The 21,373-nt window shown below is 49.4% G+C and carries 22 protein-coding genes and 1 tRNA gene; 13 read left to right on the forward strand and 10 right to left on the reverse strand.

Going from position 1 to position 21,373, the window contains the following annotated elements; translation table 11 throughout:
- Nucleotides 1-86 precede the first annotated feature (86 nt).
- Nucleotides 87-181: transfer RNA gene (locus N5E87_RS00555), tRNA-Sec, on the reverse strand.
- A 141-nt stretch (nucleotides 182-322) separates the two neighbouring features.
- Between N5E87_RS00555 and fdhD the strand changes: the two genes are divergently transcribed.
- The 5 genes from fdhD to N5E87_RS00580 all read left to right on the forward strand — a co-directional run bounded on the left by fdhD (nucleotide 323) and on the right by N5E87_RS00580 (nucleotide 4,024).
- The gene (fdhD, locus tag N5E87_RS00560) at nucleotides 323-1,159 is read left to right on the forward strand and encodes a formate dehydrogenase accessory sulfurtransferase FdhD (RefSeq protein WP_086902896.1); all 837 of its coding nucleotides are present in this window, start codon (nucleotides 323-325) and stop codon (nucleotides 1,157-1,159) included.
- Nucleotides 1,160-1,283: 124 nt separating this feature from the next.
- Nucleotides 1,284-2,498, forward strand: coding sequence for a selenium metabolism membrane protein YedE/FdhT (gene yedE, locus N5E87_RS00565; RefSeq protein WP_011715383.1), 1,215 nt, complete (start codon nucleotides 1,284-1,286; stop codon nucleotides 2,496-2,498).
- The gene (gene yedF / locus N5E87_RS00570; RefSeq protein WP_011070517.1) at nucleotides 2,498-2,731 is read left to right on the forward strand and encodes a sulfurtransferase-like selenium metabolism protein YedF; all 234 of its coding nucleotides are present in this window, start codon (nucleotides 2,498-2,500) and stop codon (nucleotides 2,729-2,731) included. The genes yedE and yedF overlap by 1 nt, the downstream gene beginning before the upstream one ends.
- A gap of 10 nt (nucleotides 2,732-2,741) precedes the next feature.
- Entirely contained in the window at nucleotides 2,742-3,779 is a 1,038-nt protein-coding gene (locus N5E87_RS00575) for a YeeE/YedE family protein (RefSeq protein WP_217895400.1), read from the forward strand.
- Nucleotides 3,780-3,799: 20 nt separating this feature from the next.
- On the forward strand, nucleotides 3,800-4,024 hold the full coding sequence (locus N5E87_RS00580) for a sulfurtransferase TusA family protein (RefSeq protein ID WP_086902895.1): 225 nt from the start codon (nucleotides 3,800-3,802) through the stop codon (nucleotides 4,022-4,024).
- A gap of 45 nt (nucleotides 4,025-4,069) precedes the next feature.
- On the opposite strand, the gene N5E87_RS00585 is transcribed toward N5E87_RS00580, so the two are convergent.
- Nucleotides 4,070-5,413: a M48 family metallopeptidase gene (locus N5E87_RS00585; RefSeq protein WP_086902894.1), complete on the reverse strand. Its 1,344-nt coding sequence runs from the start codon at nucleotides 5,411-5,413 to the stop codon at nucleotides 4,070-4,072.
- A gap of 116 nt (nucleotides 5,414-5,529) precedes the next feature.
- Nucleotides 5,530-6,144: a hypothetical protein gene (locus tag N5E87_RS00590; protein ID WP_086902893.1), complete on the reverse strand. Its 615-nt coding sequence runs from the start codon at nucleotides 6,142-6,144 to the stop codon at nucleotides 5,530-5,532.
- A gap of 385 nt (nucleotides 6,145-6,529) precedes the next feature.
- On the opposite strand from N5E87_RS00590, the gene N5E87_RS00595 reads away from it, so the two are divergent.
- Entirely contained in the window at nucleotides 6,530-7,150 is a 621-nt protein-coding gene (locus tag N5E87_RS00595; protein ID WP_086902892.1) for an MliC family protein, read from the forward strand.
- Nucleotides 7,151-7,152: 2 nt separating this feature from the next.
- Here the strand turns inward: N5E87_RS00595 and N5E87_RS00600 are convergent, their stop codons facing one another.
- Entirely contained in the window at nucleotides 7,153-8,142 is a 990-nt protein-coding gene (locus tag N5E87_RS00600) for a DUF481 domain-containing protein (protein ID WP_086902891.1), read from the reverse strand.
- 124 nt (nucleotides 8,143-8,266) lie between these two features.
- Nucleotides 8,267-8,908 (reverse strand): DUF3157 family protein, encoded by a 642-nt coding sequence (locus N5E87_RS00605; protein WP_086902890.1) that lies wholly within the window; start codon nucleotides 8,906-8,908, stop codon nucleotides 8,267-8,269.
- Between the two features lie 197 nt (nucleotides 8,909-9,105).
- Between N5E87_RS00605 and N5E87_RS00610 the strand changes: the two genes are divergently transcribed.
- On the forward strand, nucleotides 9,106-9,489 hold the full coding sequence (locus N5E87_RS00610) for a DUF1090 domain-containing protein (protein WP_086902889.1): 384 nt from the start codon (nucleotides 9,106-9,108) through the stop codon (nucleotides 9,487-9,489).
- A gap of 233 nt (nucleotides 9,490-9,722) precedes the next feature.
- Entirely contained in the window at nucleotides 9,723-10,991 is a 1,269-nt protein-coding gene (locus N5E87_RS00615; protein WP_011715390.1) for a mechanosensitive ion channel domain-containing protein, read from the forward strand.
- Between the two features lies 1 nt (nucleotide 10,992).
- Here the strand turns inward: N5E87_RS00615 and N5E87_RS00620 are convergent, their stop codons facing one another.
- Nucleotides 10,993-11,616 (reverse strand): LysE family translocator, encoded by a 624-nt coding sequence (locus N5E87_RS00620; protein ID WP_089066649.1) that lies wholly within the window; start codon nucleotides 11,614-11,616, stop codon nucleotides 10,993-10,995.
- A 25-nt stretch (nucleotides 11,617-11,641) separates the two neighbouring features.
- Entirely contained in the window at nucleotides 11,642-12,202 is a 561-nt protein-coding gene (locus N5E87_RS00625) for a lysophospholipid acyltransferase family protein (RefSeq protein WP_279774892.1), read from the reverse strand.
- Between the two features lie 129 nt (nucleotides 12,203-12,331).
- On the opposite strand from N5E87_RS00625, the gene N5E87_RS00630 reads away from it, so the two are divergent.
- Nucleotides 12,332-12,781 (forward strand): nuclear transport factor 2 family protein, encoded by a 450-nt coding sequence (locus N5E87_RS00630; RefSeq protein WP_086902886.1) that lies wholly within the window; start codon nucleotides 12,332-12,334, stop codon nucleotides 12,779-12,781.
- Between the two features lie 23 nt (nucleotides 12,782-12,804).
- Here N5E87_RS00630 and N5E87_RS00635 read toward each other — a convergent pair whose 3' ends face one another.
- Both N5E87_RS00635 and N5E87_RS00640 read right to left on the reverse strand, forming a co-directional pair.
- Nucleotides 12,805-13,605 carry an NRDE family protein gene (locus N5E87_RS00635; RefSeq protein WP_279774893.1) on the reverse strand — a complete coding sequence of 267 codons (801 nt, stop codon included), beginning with the start codon at nucleotides 13,603-13,605 and terminating at the stop codon, nucleotides 12,805-12,807.
- Nucleotides 13,606-13,668: 63 nt separating this feature from the next.
- Nucleotides 13,669-15,300, reverse strand: a complete 1,632-nt coding sequence (locus N5E87_RS00640) for a metal transporter (RefSeq protein ID WP_279774894.1) — start codon at nucleotides 15,298-15,300, stop codon at nucleotides 13,669-13,671.
- A 293-nt stretch (nucleotides 15,301-15,593) separates the two neighbouring features.
- Between N5E87_RS00640 and N5E87_RS00645 the strand changes: the two genes are divergently transcribed.
- Both N5E87_RS00645 and N5E87_RS00650 read left to right on the forward strand, forming a co-directional pair.
- Nucleotides 15,594-16,187, forward strand: coding sequence for a YhgN family NAAT transporter (locus tag N5E87_RS00645; RefSeq protein ID WP_089066652.1), 594 nt, complete (start codon nucleotides 15,594-15,596; stop codon nucleotides 16,185-16,187).
- A gap of 296 nt (nucleotides 16,188-16,483) precedes the next feature.
- Nucleotides 16,484-19,045: an immune inhibitor A domain-containing protein gene (locus tag N5E87_RS00650; protein ID WP_279774895.1), complete on the forward strand. Its 2,562-nt coding sequence runs from the start codon at nucleotides 16,484-16,486 to the stop codon at nucleotides 19,043-19,045.
- A 65-nt stretch (nucleotides 19,046-19,110) separates the two neighbouring features.
- Here N5E87_RS00650 and N5E87_RS00655 read toward each other — a convergent pair whose 3' ends face one another.
- Nucleotides 19,111-19,674: a chorismate lyase gene (locus N5E87_RS00655; protein WP_279774896.1), complete on the reverse strand. Its 564-nt coding sequence runs from the start codon at nucleotides 19,672-19,674 to the stop codon at nucleotides 19,111-19,113.
- 101 nt (nucleotides 19,675-19,775) lie between these two features.
- Between N5E87_RS00655 and N5E87_RS00660 the strand changes: the two genes are divergently transcribed.
- Nucleotides 19,776-20,186: a flagellar basal body-associated protein FliL gene (locus N5E87_RS00660; RefSeq protein WP_011715399.1), complete on the forward strand. Its 411-nt coding sequence runs from the start codon at nucleotides 19,776-19,778 to the stop codon at nucleotides 20,184-20,186.
- Between the two features lie 60 nt (nucleotides 20,187-20,246).
- Nucleotides 20,247-21,341, forward strand: a complete 1,095-nt coding sequence (gene rlmF / locus N5E87_RS00665) for a 23S rRNA (adenine(1618)-N(6))-methyltransferase RlmF (RefSeq protein WP_279774897.1) — start codon at nucleotides 20,247-20,249, stop codon at nucleotides 21,339-21,341.
- The last annotated feature ends 32 nt before the right edge of the window (nucleotides 21,342-21,373 follow it).

A 21,373-nucleotide genomic window follows, 5' to 3' on the forward strand; every position in this document is an offset into this window, starting at 1 on the left:
TTGACCGCAGTGGTTTTACCCGTAGGAAGTATCGCAGTAACAGTCGGGAGATCCGGGATGGGGAACTGTTTTATTCCCATGAGAATTGGCGGAAGAACATAGGAGTCGAACCTACCCAGGACTGCTGGCAGCCCTACCCGGATTTGAAATCCGGACGCCTCACCGGAGACGACGTTCTTCCATTCGAAGACAGACCGATAGTAGAAAATGCTTAAACATGAATCAAGCGCATTCGTATTTCGTTAGTCGCTTTGTGACTTGAGTCGAACTTTACTGGCAAACCAATTGTTTTTATTTGAATTAATGAGTTTAGAGGGTCGCTATGGAATATCATTCACACGCCGTGGTTACTGAAAGAAAGGTGACCCTTTTAGAGCAGGGACAGGCCTCCGAGTTAACCGATTATGTGGCTAACGAGGTACGAGTGGCGCTGGTGTATAACGGCATCGCCCACACTGTGATGCTCGCCAGCCCAGAAAATCTCGAAGAGTTCGCCATTGGCTTTACCTTGTCGGAGCGGATTGTTTCCCATGTGAATGAAATCAAAGGGGTGGATCTGGAGTTCACCCCCGAAGGCGTGCTCATTCAGGTGGAGATCACCCAAAGATGCTTTATGGAACTCAAGCAGCAGCGGCGCAATATGGCGGGGCGCACTGGCTGTGGCCTTTGCGGTGTAGCGCAGCTAGAAGAGGCGGTTAAACCTGTTATCCGCGTCGACTCGGACGCCAGATTTAATATCGATCATCTGCAGCTCGCCCTTGAGCAGATCAAAGAGAATCAACATCACTTTAAGCTCACGGGGGCAACCCACGCCGCCATGGGCTTAGACGAGGAAGGACAAATCATCGCCGCCTTTGAGGACATAGGGCGGCACATTGCACTGGATAAATTAATCGGTGGATTTTCAATGCGTAAGGCAGAGCGACCTGTCGCAGTGTTGCTCACTAGCCGCGCCAGTTTCGAAATGGTGCAAAAGGCCGCCAGTGCCAATATCCAAATTCTGTTTGCTATGTCCGCCGTGACTTCACTGGCGTTGGAATTAGCAGAGAAAAGCAACATCACGCTTATCGGTTTTTGCCGTAATGGCAGAGCCACGCTCTACACCCATAGCTATCGGTTATCGGGAGTAAATCGTGGCTGTCTAGCGAAAGCCATCTAAAGCGTGTCGCCACACAATTAAGATTCTTTAGCGCCTTATTTTTAAGGGATTGTGCCTTGCTTGTGTGGCAACGGGTATAAGCCTCGTGCTTATTTTTTATAGTCTCGTTCATTAGGGTAATGACATGACATGGCAAGAATTTAAACAACAATATTTAGTCCGTTTTTGGGCACCTATGCCTGCGGTTATCGCCGCTGGTATCCTTTCTACTTACTATTTTGGGTTAACTGGCACTTTTTGGGCTGTTACGGGGGAATTTACTCGCTGGGGCGGGCACTTACTGCAACTGGTTGGTGCAAATCCTGAAACTTGGGGTTATTTCAAGGTGATTGGTTTACAGGGTTCTCCCTTAGACCGTATCGACGGCATGATGATCATCGGCATGTTTGGTGGTTGTATTGCGGCGGCGCTGTGGGCGAATAACGTCAAACTGCGTATGCCACAGAGCCGTATCCGCATCGCTCAGGCGTTAATCGGCGGCATTATTGCTGGCTTTGGGGCGCGCTTGGCGATGGGCTGTAACTTAGCAGCCTTCTTCACTGGGATTCCGCAGTTTTCCTTACATGCGTGGTTTTTTGCCCTGGCGACGGCGGCGGGTTCTTACTTTGGTGCGCGCTTTACGCTACTGCCTATGTTTCGCATTCCGGTGAAATTGAAGAAAGTCGATAAGGCGACCTCGGTTAAACAGGATGAAAACCAAGCGAGACGACGTTTTCGTATCGGCATGTTAGTGTTCGCGGCCATTATCGGCTGGGGATTACTGACAATGTTCAATGCGCCTAAGCTGGGTATCGCTATGCTCTGCGGTGTGGGTTTTGGTCTGTTGATTGAGCGGGCACAAATCTGCTTTACCTCGGCATTTCGTGATATGTGGATCACCGGGCGCACCCATATGGCCAAGGCAATTATTCTCGGTATGGCGGTGAGTGCCATCGGGATTTATAGCTATGTGCAATTAGGTGTGCCGCCCAAAATCATGTGGGCTGGCCCGAATGCGGTGATTGGCGGCCTGCTGTTTGGATTTGGCATTGTACTGGCGGGTGGTTGTGAGACGGGTTGGATGTATCGCGCCGTCGAAGGTCAAGTGCATTTCTGGTGGGTTGGTTTAGGTAACGTACTGGGTTCAACCCTGCTGGCCTACTACTGGGATGATTTAGCCCAGCCATTAGCCACAAGTTGGGACAAGGTTAACTTGCTCTCTAGCTTTGGCGATAAGGGCGGTTTATTGCTGACCTATCTGCTGCTGGCGCTGTCGTTTGCGGCCATGTTGCTGTGGGAGAAACGTTTCTTTGCCCGTAAGGCGAAGCGGGATGAACAATTGATCGCGGAGGCGGCATAATGAGTCAATATATTCCAGATTATCAACTCGATATGGTGGGCGAGCCTTGTCCTTATCCCGCAGTGGCAACCCTTGAGGCCATGCCGACACTGAAGCCGGGGGAGATATTAGAAGTGATCAGTGACTGCCCGCAGTCAATCAATAATATTCCACTCGATGCCAAGAATCATGGCTATAAAGTGCTAGAGATTGAACAGAACGGGCCAACGATTCGTTATCTGATCCAGCGCTGAGGATAGGGCTATGCTAACTATCATCAGTGGCTTAGGGATTGGTTTGGCTATGGGCTTTGTGATGCAAAGGGGCAGATTCTGTATGGCAGGAGGGATCCGCGATACCTATCTACAACGTGACTTTACCATGGTGATCGCGATTTTGATTGCCATCAGCATCCAAAGTTTAGGGCTGTTACTGTTCTATGAGTGGGGCTGGGTTAAATTGCCCGAAGGGCATTTTCCCTGGTTGGCCACCTTAGTGGGTGGAATATTGTTTGGTGTAGGGATGGCTGCAGCGGGAAGTTGCTCTACTGGTGCCTATTACCGTGCAGCCGAAGGATTGGCAGCCAGTGTGATGGCGGTGCTTGGTTTTATTGTTGCCAGTAAATTTGTGCGCCTTGATGAGATGAAAGGGCTTCTTAAGCCTTTGAAACAGCATCAACTTGAGGATCAAACCCTCTATCAAACTTTAGGTGTTTCCCCTTGGGTGATCGTGCTTGCTCTCGTCTCACTCACATTATGGTTGGCATTGAGTTATCTCAAACGCCGCAAACGTCCGGTAGCGCTAATGGCGCCTCGTAAAACGGGGATAGCTCATTGGTTGTTTGAGGCGCGTTGGCATCCTTTTGTAACAGCTCTAATGATTGGTTTGCTAGCGCTGCTGGCTTGGCCAGCCAGCCTTGAGAGCGGTCGGGTTGGTAGCGTGGGGATCAGTGGCCCAAGTGCGCAATTATGGGATCTTATCACCACAGGCAACACTAAGTTTTTTAGTTGGCCTGGATATTTCCTCTTAGGGCTATTTGCCGGTGCCTTCATTGCCGCCCGAGGTAGTGCTGAGCAGCGCTGGCGCTATCCTGGACATAAAGTCGTATTGTTTGGGTTTGTAGGTGGTTTGTTTATGGGAGTAGGCAGTGGGCTTGCTGGTGGCTGTATGCTGGGTAACGCACTGGTTGGTACAGCCTATTTGTCGTGGCAAGGCTGGCTATTTATTCCTGCTATTTTATTGGGTAGTTGGTGCTTTAACTATTTTGCGCTACTGAGGCCGATGCGCCTTGCGCAGATTTAATTTCGATAAAGGAGCTGTATATGGAACACTATCTCGACACAACGGGTAAGTTATGCCCTTTTCCTTTAATTGAGTTGCAACGTTTAATCACCAATCTTGAGACTGGTGATAAAGTGGTATTGGATTACGATTGTGGCCAAGCAACTGAAAATATTCCGCGCTGGGCCGCAGAGGCTGGGCACGAAGTGATTCACTTTGCGCAGAAGGGTGATGCTGCTTGGACAATGACGATTCAAAAAGGTTAATTTGTCCTAAAATAAAAAGCGCTGCATTGGCAGCGCTTTTTGATCTTAGCCTTGGCAATCGGCTGGTAGATATTCGTCGGGAATACCGTTACTGCTACATACCCAAGTGACATTATCTTGCTCGTCAACTTGGGGCGACAGATACACCTCATAACCTTGATAATCTCCTAAGGCTTCGCCGGCAACAAAACCAACAATCCCCTCGGAATAAAGGTTAAAGGTGGTTAGCTGCTCATCGGTAAAGCCAAGCGGCTCTAACTCGGTCGGCCAAGCTTTATGGCTTTGGTAGTATTGAGTCAGCACCTCGGTAATAGGGGCTAATGATTGATGTAACTGGTCGATATGCTCGATAGCCAGTGCGGCATCGGGCACGTTAGCGGGCTCAGAGTCCATTTGCGGGGTGCTGGTGGCGTAGTTGGCATCATCATAGTTAATGCTGGCTGCGCCTGCTTTCTCTTGGTATTCCTTATATGCGGGAATCGCCACCGCAGCGGCCACACCGATAATGGCCGCAAGGATGATGATCCCGCCGCCCGCTGTGCCCATACGTGGCATAAACAGGCTAAAGAGGTAGGCGAATACGCTGCGAGAAGGCGCTGCATACATTTTGCCCTGTGCGGTCGCTTGTACTCTTGCCATACGTTTAGTTAGCCATGGATAGCTGCTATTAAGCTCATGGAAGGACATCCAAAATCCGCTCGACTCTTGGGTTTGGCGAATATATTGATCCACATTCATCCGCTTCCACTGCTCAACCCCAGCGGCTAATACGGCAACCGCATTGGTGGCCGAACGTAAGCTATTGCAGCAACGCAGACCGTGCAGGTCGCAGGTGTACTCGCAGGCGCGGGCATAGGCGGCGCCGACTAATGGCAGCCAAGTGGCGAACACTAACAGCGGCTCTTTACCAATATGGTTACGGCGAATATGGCCCAACTCATGGCCGATATAGAAGTTAAGGGCATCTTTATCGGACTCGAGTGCATCCACGATCGATGAGAACAGCACTATGTAGTTACGGCGTAAAAAGCGGGTGGCGAGGGCATTTAGCATGCCATCGGCGGCTAACAGGTAGGCGCGGGGCGGTTCTTTAATCTCTAAACGCTCGCAGCAGGCGAGGTATTGTTTGTGTAAATCGGGGAACTGCTCAGGGCTGATTTCAACCGCCGTGCCCTTTAAGTAGCTGATAAACGCCGAGTGGGTGAAGAGGTAAATGATAAAAAACATCAGCACATAAATCAGGGCGAGACCTTTGGTGGCTAAGATCAGCACGGCCCAAATTAGTCCCGAAATAATTGCTAAAATTGCAAACAGTGACTTTTCTTTCGAATAGACGGTATCGGCCATTTGAATGGGGTTGTCGTTCCCTGTGCTAATCGCTTGTTCCATGTTGATCCTTTTCCTAGTGAAATAACAAAGCGGCGTGAAAATAGTCAATTTCACTAGGAAATTCAATCTCTATAACTGGAATAACCGATAATTTACCTTTAAGTGCTAAAAATGGCTTAAGGTGTTAGTACTGCGGTGCCATTTTTTATCGCGTTTTGCGCCAGCTCGTAAACCTGCTTCTCGGCCACATCGACTAATGCTTGGTGCTCTTCGCTGAGTTGTTCCATCTCTCTGCCCATTACTTCCATCGATGCACCTAGGCTTTCAATTTGCGCGTTAACCTCAGTATCTTTTTCACTTGAGGCGAGATTGATTAAGAGTTTGCTGGTTTCGGCGCTGATGGCATCACCCTTAACCTGCATTTGTTCACCCAGACGCTGCATCTTCTCGCCTTGGATCTGCATTGGGCGCACCGCCTCTTTTACTTGATTGACTAAGGACGGATCGGTAATCACATAGCTATTTCCAGCGGTTTTGACCCACAGATAGTCGGTTTGATAAGCATTGCTTTGGCGTTTGAGTTTATTCCAATCTTGGCTCTCACCCGCGCCAATCGTGAGCTCGCCATCTTGGCGTACATAAATCCACGAAAAGTCAGGATAGTTACGGCTATTGATCGAGATTTGGGTGTCGCTAGATGACTGAGTGCTGACCTGTTGGGCTGCCCAAATCCCACAGGGGATGAGCGCGAGGATCAATAAACCGCCGAATACTTTTGTGTGAGTGTTCATAATGCTTCCTTGTATAGGGATAAGTGTGGTGACCCACTGACTAGGCAGAATATGTGCCAATTAAATATTCTTTATTTATCAGAACGATAAAAAATGTGTCCGCGTGAAGAGTCTAAAGTGTCCGCATTATGACTTTAAATGTGTCCGCGCGATTGTCCGTTCAGTGGACACTCTTGGGATAACGTCTGTGGCTGCACTACACTTACTCGAGTTTGTGCAAAGCCGTTAGCTTGTAGAGCTAACATTGGCAGGTATTTGTGGCTAAGTGCTGATTTTTGCTCGCTCAAAGAGGGGGATTGAGCTTAAGTCAGCTTAGGTTAAGCCAAGGTGGCGTTAGCTATGGGTAACAGGTAGCCATAAGCAATAAATAAAGGGAATCACGGGTATGACATTTACCAAGAGAATCAATATGCAAACCGCAGGAGCGGCGGGGCTTTTAGCCGTGGCCTTAAGTGTTCCTGCTATAGCCGCAGAAAAGCCTTCCTTTGACTGTGGCAAGGTTCAGGCAGGCAGTATCGAAGAGCAGGTGTGTCAGGATGCGGGCTTGACTAAGCTCGATCAGCAACTGGCCGAGGTATACGCTCAAGCTGCTGATAAGGCAAAGAATGAGCAACCTCCTATGCTAAAAGCCATGCAGCGGGGCTGGGTCAAAGGCCGTAATGAATGTTGGAAGAGCGAAGATAAACGCGCCTGTGTTGAGTCGAGTTACCAGACGCGGATTGCCGAGCTACAGGCGCAGTATCGTCTCGTGGAAATGACTGGGCCGATATTTTACGTCTGCGACGGTAATCCGGCGAATGAAGTCGTGGTCAGTTACTTTAAGACTGAGCCTGCCACTCTGATAGCCGAGCGTGGCGATCAAACGTCCTTGATGTTTGTTCAGCCCAGTGGCAGCGGCGCTAAGTATCAAGGCCGAAATGAGAGTCTGTGGGAACACCATGGCGAAGCCAAAATTGTCTGGGGATACGAAGCGCCAGAAATGACCTGTGTGGTAAAACCTCAGTAAATTTAGAAGTTAACCCCTAAACCTAGGCTGTAGGAAATATCCCGCGAATGCTGCACAGCGGATTTAGTCTCATTGATATCGTATTTGAATGAGAGATAAATCTGTTGTGTCAGCAGATATTTTAGTCCAAACGTCGAGTCAGAAATATATTCAATGGTAGGAATATCGGGAAAGGCAATTTGCAAATCTGCATAGGTCTCTAACACACCGTCGAACCAATATTGTTTGTAGTTGATGGTTGCCGCCCAAGCATTTAGCTCATAGGTAAATACTTGATAATCTAGCCAGAAGTGGTTGTAGGTGAGTACAAAGTCGAGCTTGTCGCGGTTGACGCCCCAAAAACGATAGCCCGGACCCAATGCGGCGTAGTAGCTGCGAATATCGAGGTTGAGCTTATCCTCCTGATAATAATCCTCTTGCCGCAGGAACCAATGGTCACTGATCAAATAGTCGAGGCTGTAATGGGCTTCGAGGGTATTACGCTTAGTGGTTTTGTCTTCGGTCTCGTAGCGGACTTCACTCTTGAGGTTATGACGCCAGTTTAAGGTTTCGGCGGTCACATCTCCCTTAGCATGCAGCTTTTGAGTGTTTTTACTGTTATGGGTGACATCAATGGCGGCCTCTACACTCCCGCTGTAGTGCCAGTCCGAGTCACTCAGGAGTTCCGAATAGATTAACTCGCTGATTGGGGTCTGCTTATCGTCTATCAGCACAAAGCTATCTAATTCAGAAGCTTGAACCGTTACCTCTTTGATTGAGCGATTGATGCTCCAGGGCTGTGGCTCACGGGTTTCAAAGCTGCGAACCGCGCTGCGTTCGATAGTGATTTTGGGGGCGTAGCTAGGTTTGATTACCAGATTTTGCTCATCTAGCGCTTTAATCTCACCGGTAATTTTATCGCCATTGTTCAGAAATACCGTATCGGCAATGGCATGGTGACTAACACCACAGAGCCAGAGTGTAAGAGCGAGAGATGAATATCTATTGGGCATCTTGCATCTGGCTCATATGGGGAATAAGGGCATGCTGGCAATTGTAGCTTATTCGTCTGATAACACCCGTTTGTGTTTGTAAGGAATTGAAAGCTAACGCCAATTCCTTACCTCATTCGTCGGATTAGCGCGAGTTAATCTCAGTGATCTTGAGATTAATCAGTTGTTTCTGCCAACGGTTTTTATCGACGCCTTCGACCCAAATCACTGGGCTCTTACGTTGCTCGCCTTTACGTAGGTAGGTTTCTGGCATGCGGAAAATGGCTTCCCAGACTTCCAGTTTTTCGGTTTTGAGCAAGGTGCCATCGTCGGCAAAGAAGCTAGCTTCGACTTCAACTAAGGTCACGTGCTCACCGCTAGTACTGGCAAGCTCGAAGGTCAGGCCGAGTTTATCGCCCTTCCATTGGCTCTCGTTGAAGGTGACTTTAATGCCATCTTTAGCGGTAGAGCCTAAGAGCTCGGGGCGCGCAATGGCGTTTGCGGTTAGTGTGGTGACAGGTTGGGCTGCTTCAATGGCGGGTGTGCTGCTGGCTACTGCTGTGGCCGCTGCGGTTGATGTCACCGCGGTAGTTGGGGTAGCAACTGTGGCAACCGCTGGCGCTGCCGCGACTTTGGTTTCCGTGATGATATATTCCCAAGTGAAGTCATCTTTGAGTCTGACCTGAGCGCCATTCTCTAGGGTGATAGTTGCCACATCGGCGGCCATCACAGATGAAGAGAGCAGCAATAATGAGCTGAGCGTGCTGAGGCGAAATGAACTGGGCATGGTTTCTGGCTCCGATATCCGTCTGAGTCAATATTTTGCCCTAACATAAACAATTTATTGCTATTAAGTCACTGTCTAAGTCGCATTTGTACCAAGAAAGTCGATTTTACTTAAGCACAAATACAGCTTGTGGTTATAAGCTATGGCACTATCAAGTCTATAACAGGATTAAATATTGCCACCTAAAGGAGGAGCCTATGTTTTGTCGATACGGATGCTTGCTAGCCTTGTTGTGCAGTGGCGCGGCATTGGCGCAGGATGAGCTCCCTAAAGGCTGTGCTGCAAAGCTAGCTGCAATTGAGGCGCAGCTTGTTGAGGCTAAAGCCGCGGGTAATCAAGCAAAAGCAGAGGGTTTAGTGCAGGCGCGCCAAGCTGTGCTAACCCATTGTGATGATGACAAGCTATACCAAGAGCGCTTAGCCAAGGTTGAAGCCTTGGAAGCTAAACTCGTCGAACGTCAAAATGAGCTGACTGATGCGATAGCTGCGGGTAAGTCTATGGATAAAATCAATAAAAAACGCCAAAAGGTGGCAGAGGCTCAAGCTGAACTGGATCAGGCGCAGGCCAAACTTGAGCAATAGCGGCTAGGCCATTAGCTGCTGCGCTATGGATGCAGGACTCAATCTGGCATTTTAAACTGCGATGCGCTTTAAGCTCTTGGCCTCGAATGCTAAAATCGTTTGAAAAATAAATGGTTGTGAAATAGTTGTTGCTAACTTCAATCGTGAGCGCGCCATGCTCTCGCAACCTAATGGCTTTATCTTGGGATGGCTTAATTGGGCAGATAACCCAGCCGTTTCTCTAGGAGTAGATTGTGGATCAAGAAATTCGCCTTGAAATCTCGGGCTGGTTATCGAGTGTCGGGATCGACAGCCAACCGTCCGACAGCATTTCAACGAGCATTATGCTGCTTGCCTGTGTGCTGGTGGCGGCCATTGCCTATTTTATTATGCGCCGTGGGGTGATCCGCGCGGTGAACATGGTGATCCTGCGTTCCAAGGCGACGTGGGACGATGTGTTTATGCGCTATAAAGTGCTCGAAAAGCTGGCGATGTTAGTCCCTGCGATAGTGCTCAACCTGCTAGTGCCCATTACCTTAACTGAGCACCCCGTGCTCAGCAGTTTAGTCGACCGCCTATTGAGTATTTGGTTGGTTATCCTGATGATCCGCGCTATTTACGCTGGGCTCGATGCGGTTAATGAGATTTCCGATGTCAATCTAGTCAGCCGCCGCTTGCCGGTAAAAAGCTTTGTACAGTTGATTAAACTATTCCTGTTCTTCGTCGGTCTGATCGTGTCGATTTCCGTACTGGCGGATCAGTCCCCCGTGTACTTCCTCAGCGGTTTAGGTGTGGCAACGGGTTTTGTGATGTTAGTGTTCCGCGACACCATTTTGGGCTTTGTGGCGGGCATTCAGCTCGCCGCCAACCGCATGGTGAGCAAGGGCGACTGGATCCAAATGGACAAGTACGGCGCCGATGGTGCGGTGGAGGAAGTGTCCTTAACTACGGTCAAAGTGCGTAACTGGGACAAGACCATCACCATGATCCCCGCCTATGCCTTAGTGTCGGATGCATTTCGTAACTGGCGCGGTATGTCGGAATCGGGGGGGCGCCGTATCAAGCGTGCGGTCAATATCGATATCAACAGCATTAAGTTTTTATCTGAGGAAGAGCGAAATCGCCTCAGTAAAATCAATTGCTTGAAAGAGTATTTCCCCGCCAAGATCAGTGAAATTCAAGAGTCGAATGCCAAAGTGTCGGATCTGGACATGAAGGTCAACGGTCGCCATCTGACCAACGTCGGCACCTTCCGCGCCTATTTGCAGGAGTACCTGCAACGCCACGATAAAGTACATAAGGATATGACCCTGATGGTGCGCCAACTGGCCCCCACGACCGAAGGTTTACCGATAGAGATTTATATCTTTACCAATGACACCCGTTGGGCTTTTTATGAGGCGATACAAGCGGATATCTTCGACCATATCTTTGCCGTATTGCCCGAGTTTGGTTTACAGGCCTTCCAAGCGCCGACAGGCAACGATATCCGCAGTCTAAAATCGGTGAAAGTCGAGGGCTAATCTAATCCCGACTGACTAAGATGGCGGCGAGGGTGAGAAATACGCCGCCGCTGGTACGGTCAAACCAATGCAGTTTGTTGCTGGCCTTTAGGCTCGGGGCCAGCACATTCGCCATCGAGGCGTACAGCATCACAAAACTAAAATCGACCAGCGCCCAGGTGAGGGCAAGAATCGTCAGTTGCGGCATTTGTGGTGCGGTTAAATCGATAAATTGTGGAAATAACGCCGCAAAAAACAGCAGGTCTTTAGGATTGCTGATCCCTACTAAAAATGCCTGTTTATAGAGTTGTTTAGCAGTCCCTTTTCCTTCGGTTTTCGTCACTTCCAGCTTTTGTCCCTGCGACTTGGTGAGCACGAGTTTAATGCCCAAAAACACCAGATAGGCGGCGCCGCACCATTTGAGCAAGCTAAAGCCGTATTCCGAGGCGCTGATAATGGCGCCTAATCCTGCCGCCGAAGCTGCCATCAGCACTAGCGCGGCGCTGACACTGCCAAGCCCTGTGGCTATGCTACGTTTTTTACCGAAATGAATGCCGTGGGACATAGACAACATGGCAATAGGCCCAGGGGAAATCCCAATCAACACAATCGCAAAAAGGTAGAGTAACCAAGTTTCGGTCTGCATATTTCGCTCCGTGATTCCTCAGTCATTAACGTCTGTTGTCTGGCGTATAGTCGGGGATCGTTTTGGGATGACGCCCTTTAATGCTGCGGTAAAAACTGAGGATTTCCGCCATATCTTGTTCTATTTCTTTTGGTTGCAGTGGCGGCTGGATCACCACGGCCTTACGGGCAAAGTCTAAGCCCACTGGCACTATGGGGACCTGCGCCTTGGAGGCGATATGGTAGAAGCCGCATTTCCAGCGGGTCACTGGGCTGCGAGTACCTTCGGGGGCGAGCGCGAGTTTATAGTCGGGCTGAGTGGCAAACAACTGCACGGCAGCATCGACTAAATTATTGTTTTTACGCCTATCCACAGGGCTGCCACCGATAGCGCGGAAGAACCAACCCCAAGGCGGAATAAACAACTGATGCTTACCGAGGAAGTGTATACGGGTGTTTAAGGCGCCGCGGGCGAGCACGCCGATGATAAAGTCCCAATTACTGGTGTGTGGCGCAACAATCACAATGTATTTGGCCTGAGAGGGTAACTGCCCTTGGATTTGCCAGCCTGAAATTTTGAGTAGCCAGCGGCATAAATGTGTAAACATAATTTGGTGCTCAGAGTCGAAAAATGAATAATATCATCAGCTTTTTTTAATTATAAATCGGCTTTGACAAGATAGTCTGCGCCAATTTGGTTATAGTACAGTCTAACCTGATAGTTGGGGAGCGATACTATGTTGCGACAGGGATTGATGAAAAAACACATTTTACAGTGCCTCGCGGTACTGATGTTGCTGTTTGTCGGGCAGGTGAGTGCTGTGCCGACGGATGACATTGCCCAAATGCTAAAAGGTCAGGAAGATGCGTGGAACCGCGGCGATCTTGACGCTTACATGCAGGGTTATTGGAAGAGCGAACAGCTTAGATTTGTCTCTAATGGAAAGTTTCGTTATGGCTGGGATGAAACCCTTGCCGCCTACAAGAAAAACTATCCGAATAAAGAGGCTTTAGGTGAGCTGAAGTTCACCATCAAAGAAATCAAAATGCTCAGTAACTACGCCGCTATGGTCGTTGGGCGCTGGGATTTAAAGCGGCAAAAGGATGCGCCCACGGGGGTGTTTACCCTGCTGGTGGAAAAAATTGATGACCGCTGGGTGATCACTATGGACCACAGTTCGGACTGATACACTGATCTCGGACGAGCAAGCTAAAAGTGGGCGAGACAGTCCGGCTCTTTAGGTAATTGTGACGGCTGGGTGAAGTGAAAATCCTGCTGCCCTAGTCGTCGCCCCTTACCGTCGTATCTTACCTCGGTAAATTGGACTTCCCCTTGGGCATTTTGCAGCAAAATGCTGGTGGAGCGGGTGCCATAGTCGGGGTGACGAATATAAATTGCCGCGAGTCGGCGTTCCCATTCTAGCCCGACGCCAGTGTCGGGTAGCTCGTTATCCTCTGGCCGCGAATCATCCTGCATCAACTGAATGAGCGACTCTAGCTCAAGCGGCCCCGATTGTTGGATGAGGGCCTCGAGCGAGCGTTGGCCTTTAGCCATTTTCGGCCAGATATCATCAAGCGCGCCATTGCTAATGGCGTGGAATCCTGCCGTGAGTTTCACCGTGTTCCGCTTAAGACTGTTAAAGCAATAGAGATTAGTACCTTGGCCAAACACGAGATTAAATGGCTGATAATCTTCGGCGTGTTCCTCAAGCCAGTTAGGGCAGATGAGCGAACCCGAGCTTAAGGCTTTAATGATCAGCTCGCCGCGACTGCGCATCGGCTCTTGGGACTTTTGCGCCACCCTTAGGTTAGTGACTCCCGCAATTTGCCCCTGTTTATTCACCCCAAGCCAAGTGCCCCCTGCCTGCAAATCTTTGCCCGCGAGCATATTCTGCTCCGGTGGCCAAAATTGTGCTGGTGCTGTGGGTCTGTGGTGAAACTCATCCCGATTGGCGCAAATGATCAGCGGATACTGGGGATGTGTTTTAAGGGCGACAAAGAGTATGCACATAACAGGCTAAATTAATCCTAGGAGTAGGATTAACTTAGCCTGTCTGTGATCAAATGAACAGTGCTAGTGATGGTGCTTATTTGCATCGCTATGGCTGTGGCCGCCACTCTGATGTGAATGAGAGTGTGTATGGCTGTGACTATGGGCGCTTTCTGCAACCGAGGCGTGTGCATGGTCATGGCCGTGCTTATGACCATGGCTAGCCGGTTTTAACATCATCAAGCGGCGTAAGAACTTACGTGGCCCTAGGCGCAGTAAGCTCGCGGCAAATAAGCCTGATAGAACCAGCAAGGCGGCCAAGTTAATTGCCTCAGGCAAGGTGATTAAAGAGAACCACATAGGTAACCTGAGGGCGGCAACGAGGGCGGCGGCAATTATCGCCAGTAAAACACCGCGCTGTGGCCAGCTCATGAGTTTAAGTTGGGCGATGTTCAGTACGGGCGCTGCAATCAGAGGCAGTATGATGGCAATAGGGCTCCAGCCGCTGTAGGCGAGGGCAATCGACAGTACTGCTGCGCCTAAGTTACAGAAACGCATAGGTAAAAAGACCAACAAGAGTACGGCAATCTGCAACATAGGATTGCTTAACGGTACCGAAGGATGGCCTATCAGATTGACTAGCACTAGGCTGAGGAGCACCCAAGGGGCACTGCGATCAACCAGATGGGCAAAGCCAAAGCGCAACGCATTGTTGGGCAACTTGCTGTGGGGATCGGTTATCTCGACCCGAGCATGGGCCAGATAAGCACTCATAATAAACACCACGAGCAGTTGGAATAGCGCCAGCCAAGGGCCAAGTAGTAGCGCGGTGAGCACAAGCGCCTCTGGGCCCGCTAAGCGTTGGAACCAACGGCGAGCAAGGCTGTTATCCTGCGGAGTTAACCCTAGTTGGAATCGCAGCGCGGCCGCGGCATAGCTGAGTAAAAGTACCGGTGCTATGGTCATTAACCAAGTGGTGAGCTGTTCGGTGCTGTGATCGTGGTGGGCATGTTCATGGCCGCCAGAATCCATCAGTAACAGCACCATCAATAATCCAATCCCCAGTAAACTGCCGATACCGGCCTGATATTCATACTGGCCTTGCTTATCGGTGTCGTGTTGACCATGGGGTTGATGCAGCACGACGTGCAGGATTGAACCTGTCACAAAGGCTTGTAAATAAACGGTATTATCTAAACTGAGTTGGGATAATAATTGTTCGCCCGCGAAATAACCCACGCCTGTGAGCAGCATCATGGCGACTAATACTAAACTCGCCCAACGGGTGCCGACTTGAGGTTTGAGTAACCACCAAATGGCGAGACCCACAGGTAGTCGGTGCAATATCACCCCGAGCGCCAATAGGCTGGAATTGCCATCTTGCTGCGCCAGCACCATAGCGCCACCATCTGTGATGGTATGCAGTAAAAGACCGCCAATCCCGAGTGACAGGGTTAGATTATGGGTGATCTCTGAGTAGCGATGGAATAAGCGTTCGCTGGCGGTCGGTCCCCAGAGGCCGAGGACGACAAAGACGATGGCCAATAGGCCGCCATGCTCGAGCAATTCAGGCAAAATATGGATCAGCACTAGCCCGCCTAAAGAGACGAAGATAAAGCCATCGAGTCCCTTCTGTAAGCCGCTGCCCGATGAAAAGTAGCGATAAAACAGTGGTCCGATTAATAGTGCGATACAGCTAGCGAGAAGATAGAGCATGGATTCCACGAATTTTGCTGAAAAAACGCCATAGTATACCAGTTGTAATCAAAATGAGCAGCGACTTACTGGCAATTTACTAAAGTGACATTTACCTATCATTGCAGGCGCAGAAATCCCTTTAACGCTCGAGGGCGTAAACTCAGTGCGCTTGGTATTTGTCGGAGGGAAATTGACAATGGCATGCTGGCTTATGGCCATCATTAGGAATTTTATAGATAATTTTTCACATCTGTAACGCGAAAAAGTTATACAATATCGGCTCATGTTGGCTTGGGTGTTGATAACGTTAAATGGATATATTTTCTGCTGCGGTAATGTTGTTTTTGATCATGGATCCCCTCGGTAATTTACCGATTTTTGCGTCGATTTTAAGGCATATCGACCCGAAAAAACGTCGTAGGGTTTTGATTCGCGAGCTGATTTTCGCATTATTGATCATGTTGGCCTTTCTGTATGCTGGCGAAGCCATCCTCAGTTTCTTAAATCTACGTTCCGAGTCAGTCAGTATTGCTGGCGGGATTATCCTGTTCCTGATCGCCATTCGAATGATTTTTCCTCAGCCGGGTGGCGTGGTGGGTCTTGCGGCGGGAGAGGAACCCTTTATCGTCCCTATGGCGATTCCGTTGATGGCAGGGCCATCGATTCTGGCTGCGCTTATTTTACTCGCGCACACCGACAGCACTCGCATGGGTGACTGGACGATAGCGCTAGTGTCTGCGTGGGGGGCGAGTGCGGTTATCCTAATGTTCTATAAGCTCTTTACCCGCATGTTGGGTGAAAAAGGCTTAACGGCAGTTGAGCGCTTGATGGGGATGGTACTGGTAATGATATCGGTGCAAATGTTCCTCGATGGGGTTTCAAACTATATGAAAACCGCCAGCTAAACCTAGCTCTGTTTTGCAAGAACCGCATTAACGCCCGTTAATGCGGTTTTTTTATGCCTAAGGGGCGATGAGGCCTGTTTGCTGAATAACGGCTGACAAAACATAAAAAGAATCCCATCCCTGAATGTATCAAGTTGTTACGCAAAAGTAGTCCTGATATGTTTTTACATCCCTCGAAAAGTGGGGAAGGTATTCAAGATAGCGAGCCGCTAAAAACAAACTTGCCATAGAGCAAATAGGCACTAGCCTTAGAAAATAGCTTGGCTACAGCGCACATTGTGACGGAAGGAAGAGTAATGCGAAGTTCAAAAAGTATCACAGCGTTAGGATTGATGTTGGCCTTGCTGAGTGGCGCTAGTATTGCGGCGCCCAATCATACGCCAGCGGATGCAGGGGTCATCAATAAAGAAAGGATCCTTTATTGGTTGATCAAGCGGGGCGAAGTCTCCGCAGATGCCAGCGACAGCGTTAAGCAAGCGGCCGTTGAAGCCTATATTGCCCGTGCCAGCCTAGCCCAGCCCAAAGAGCCGAGAATGGTGGTTGAAGCCGAGCATGACAGGCTACAAAAAGTGAAGTCGACGGCGATGATGCGCGCGCCCGCACAGCGGGTGTTAGCGGATGCCGACGTGACCAAAACGGTGAAAGTATTAACCGTACTGATTGATTTTCCGGATTTAAAATATAACAACAATGGTTTAACGGCGAGTGATACCGACATGTATTACTCCAGTTACCCTGCGTCCCACTATAAAAATTTACTCTTCTCCACCACAGGTTTTAATGGTCCTCAAGGGCAAACCTTAGACTCGGCCTATCAATATTACCAAGCTGTTTCGGGCAAGACTTTCTTCTTCACGGGAGATGTGAAAGGTTGGTACACCGCGAGCCAAAATGCCGATTACTATGGCGCGAATGATGCCGATACAGGTAGCGATGCTAATGTGACTGAGCTGGTTAAAGAGGCTGTCAGCCAAGCGGTAGCCAATATGTCGGCGGCCGAACTCGCAACCTATGATGTTGAAGACCAATACGATTTTAATGATAACGGCAATCTAAATGAGCCCGATGGCATAATTGACCATGTGATGATTTTCCACTCGAGTATTGGGGAAGAGACAGGGGGCGGCAAATTAGGGGATAGCGCGATTTGGTCGCACCGTTACTACGTTGACCAAAGCACGCAAGGTTATAGCCTACCTGGGTCGTCCAAAAAACTCTTTGGTTACACCATACAACCAATCGATGCGGCAACCGGGGTATGTACCCATGAGTTTGGCCATGATCTGGGTTTACCCGATGAATATGACACTACGGATAACACCAACAAAGATGGTTCCCCTGTCGGTTTTTGGTCTTTAATGTCGGGTGGTAGCTGGACCGGCGCTCTTGCGGGAACTAAGCCTAGCGGTTTTAGCCCCTATGCACGCTCCTATTTGCAGACAAAATATAAAGGTAAATGGCTGAATGAGCGTGAAATCAGCTTAGACAGCATTCCTAAATCTGGCATGGAGGTGACACTGAACCAAGCGTCAAATCAAGACCTAGTGAATCAGGTGTCGATTCCTCTCCCTGCAGCTCCGATTGCCTTTAAAGCACCCTATCAAGGGAGTTATCAGTATTACTCTGGCCAAGGCGATATGCTGAGCAATAGCATGAGCTTTACGGCAAATTTACCGGCGACGAGTGAAAAACTCACGCTTGCGATGCAGGCGAGTTGGGAAATTGAAGCCGACTACGACTATATGCAGGTCAAAGTGAACGGCGTGGCGATGGCGGGCAATTACACTAAGTCCGTCAATGCGATTAACAGTGCTCGACATATTATTACGGGTAAATCATCGAGTATTTCGACCGCAGTAGGCAGTGATGCTTGGGTAGGATTGGAATATGATTTATCAGCCTACGCTGGTAAAGCTGTGACGATTGAATTTACCTATGTGACCGATGAAGCCGCTATCGAGTCCGGTATCACTATCGACAACATCAGCATTAAGCAAGGTGCAACTGAGCTATATGCCGATAATGCCGAGGTTGCGGGTAAAGCCACTCTGGCAGGTTACAATCGTATTACCGACACTCGTCCTGGTCCTGCATCCCGTTATCTTATCCAGTTACGCAGTCATAATGGTGTCGATGCTGGATTAAAGAGTAAAGGTTTTGATCCCGGTGTACTCCTGTGGTTAGAGGATTTTAGTTACTACGATAACAATGTGTCTGATCATCCTGGCCACGGTTTGATTGGGGTGATAGATGCGGATCAGAACATGATTGGCAACAACTCGACCGATGTACAAATCCGCGATGCAGCCTTTAGTACGGTAAGACAAACTGCTTACAGCGGCGATAATAACCTCGAGCCTGTGAGCCTGTTTGACGATAGTTTCGATTATAGTGCACCGCTACAACCTCAATCGGGTATGGTGTTGCAAAAACTTGGTTTGACTATGCAAGTGGTCTCTCAAGCCAGCGATAACAGCACTGCGGTGATCCGTTTAGCCAATGCGAATGCCGATCCAGCGTTAACTCCCTTAACCGCTGGCTTTAGTGCGAGTACCAACCAGCTCACGGTGAACTTTAGCAACACCTCGGCAGGTGGCGTTGGTAGCCTAAGCTATACATGGAACTTTGGCGATGGCACCTCAAGCACTTCGGCATCGCCAACCCACACTTACACTCGCGCGGGCACTTACACTGTCACGCTGACGGTGAAAGATACTCAAAATGCTAGCGCAAGCAGCAGTTCAAGCGTAACCGTGGCAGCACCAACGACACCTGCTGAAACATCGAGTGGTGGCAGTCTAGGTTGGCTGAGCCTGATGCTGCTCGGTGGCTTTGCGTGGCGTCGCCAGCGTCAATAAGCGGATGTGCTAACGAAAAATGCCTCTGATATAGAGGCATTTTTGTTTTAGCGTAGAGGTTAGGACTATAGCTTAGCCATCGCCTGCACCGCGGCCGGGAGGAACATTTCGCTGACAAACATTTCCTCCTCGTCATGGTGGAAATATCGGCGGCGTCCCCAGAGCTCGTGTTCGACGTTTTGCGCTAAACTCTGAGCGAGCTGAGCGAGGCGACTGTCGGTGGTAAAGCGTGCAATTTCGATGCGACCGGGCACAAAACTGTCTTGGCTAAATAATAATTCGCCCAGTGGACGTGTACCTAGGCCTAAAAAATCGGCTTGGCGGGTCGATAATAAAGATTGCGGGATCAAGGTTCTAGCAAATACCCAAGGCACTGAATCGAGGCAGAGTAACACTTCTCGCACCCAAACGGCATTTTGCTTGGGATATTCCCCTTCGAGCGGGGCACATTGGCCTTCACCGAGGATTTTGACTTCGAATTTATCGCAACAGCCCTTGAGCTTTTGTGTCAGGCTTCCCGGTGCCAGTAACCATTCTTTAAGGGGAGAAGAGGGAAGATTTTTGGCGTTATCGGCACAAAACCATTGAATAGATTCGCCATAGGGGAAGCTTAAGCTGGTCACATTCATTAAATACTCGTTACAATATAAGCAAACGTCGGCAGTCTACCAGATAGATTGGGAAGTTTCTTCCATTGACCATTATTGTTTTTAGGGAGCTGTAAACCGCGATGAAAAAATTATTATCAGCCTGCCTGATCTTATTCAGTGTTGTATTGAGTGCATATGCGGCCGACGAGAAAGAAGCGACTCCCGCAGGGGATTATGCTTACTACGGTTTCGAACCCGAAATCGTGACTAACTATATTTCAAACCGCAAAAAACTGGGGTTTGTGAAGATCAGTGTCGAGCTGATGGTCAAAAATCCCGATGATCTCGTCATCGTTGAGCGCCATGATCCGCTGCTGCGCGCCGCGATTATCGAAGTGCTGGGTAATCAGGCCGAAGAAAAGATTAAGTCCCTCACTGGCCGTGAAGAAATCCGCCGCGAGTGCTTCGATACTGTGAATAATCTGCTGACCAAAGAGGCAGGTAAACCCTTAGTGGTCAACCTACTGTTTACCTCCTATCTTTACGATTAATTCCGCCAATATGTTTGAGGGCTGATCCTTGGATTAGCCCGCCCTTGTTGATAAGTCATTATGCCTAAACCCGCCATTAAAACTGCTGCTAAACCCGCGATGTCATCCGCAGGTAAACGGGGTAAGCCAAGCACGCCAAAATCGCTAGCCAAACCCAAAACTGCGAAACCGAAAACGGCCAGCAAGCCCAAAGTAATGCACGTCGAGAAGAAGCGCTTACATCCGCGTAATTTGCACCTTAATGGTTATGACTTTCCAGCCCTGATGGCGAGTTATCCCAAGCTAAAAGCCTTTGTCCGGCCCACGCCCTACGGCGCCTTATCTATCGATTTTGCCGATCCCTTAGCGGTGAAAACTCTGAATGCGGCTCTCTTGAATCATCATTATGGGCTGGCGTTTTGGGATATCCCCAAGGGCGCGCTGTGCCCGCCAATCCCTGGGCGGGTTGACTATCTACATTACTTGGCCGATTTGTTATTTGAGGGCGGCAAAGTTAAACGCGCTGCGGCGATTCATGCCTTAGATATAGGCACTGGGGCGAATGGCGTTTATGCCATCCTAGGGCATCAAGTGTATGACTGGCAGTTTGTCGCCTCGGATATTAATCCCGAGTCGCTCACCAATGTGCAGTGGATTATCGACAATAACCCGAGTTTGCAGGGGCACTTATCCTTAAGGCGGCAGCAGGATGACAAGGCGGTCTTTAATGGAATTATTAAAGCTTCTGATCGCTTCGAGTTAACTCTGTGCAATCCTCCCTTTCATGGCTCGTTAAAAGAAGCGAGTGAAGGCTCGCTGCGCAAGGTGCGTAATCTGCAACTTAATCGTGGTGAGCAGCCTAAAGCGACCAGCGCGACCTTAAACTTTGGTGGTCAGGCGGCGGAGTTATGGTGCCAAGGGGGGGAAAAGCAATTTTTAACTACTATGATCCGCGAGAGCCAAGCGTTTGCCGAGCAATGTTTGTGGTTTACCAGCTTAGTGTCGAAGCAGGAGAACCTTAAGCCTTGTTATCAGGCTTTGGAAAAGTTGGGTGTCGATACAGTAAAAACCATTGAGATGCAGCAGGGCAATAAGGTCACTCGGGTGCTCGCATGGAGTTTCCATTCGCAGGCTAAACGTTTGCAGTGGCGTAATCAGGTCATCAGCGGGGCATAAAAACAGGCGCCGAGTGCGCCTGTTTTTTTTTA

The sequence above is a fragment of the Shewanella sp. GD03713 genome (genome assembly GCF_029843705.1).
Classification (GTDB): Bacteria; Pseudomonadota; Gammaproteobacteria; order Enterobacterales; family Shewanellaceae; genus Shewanella.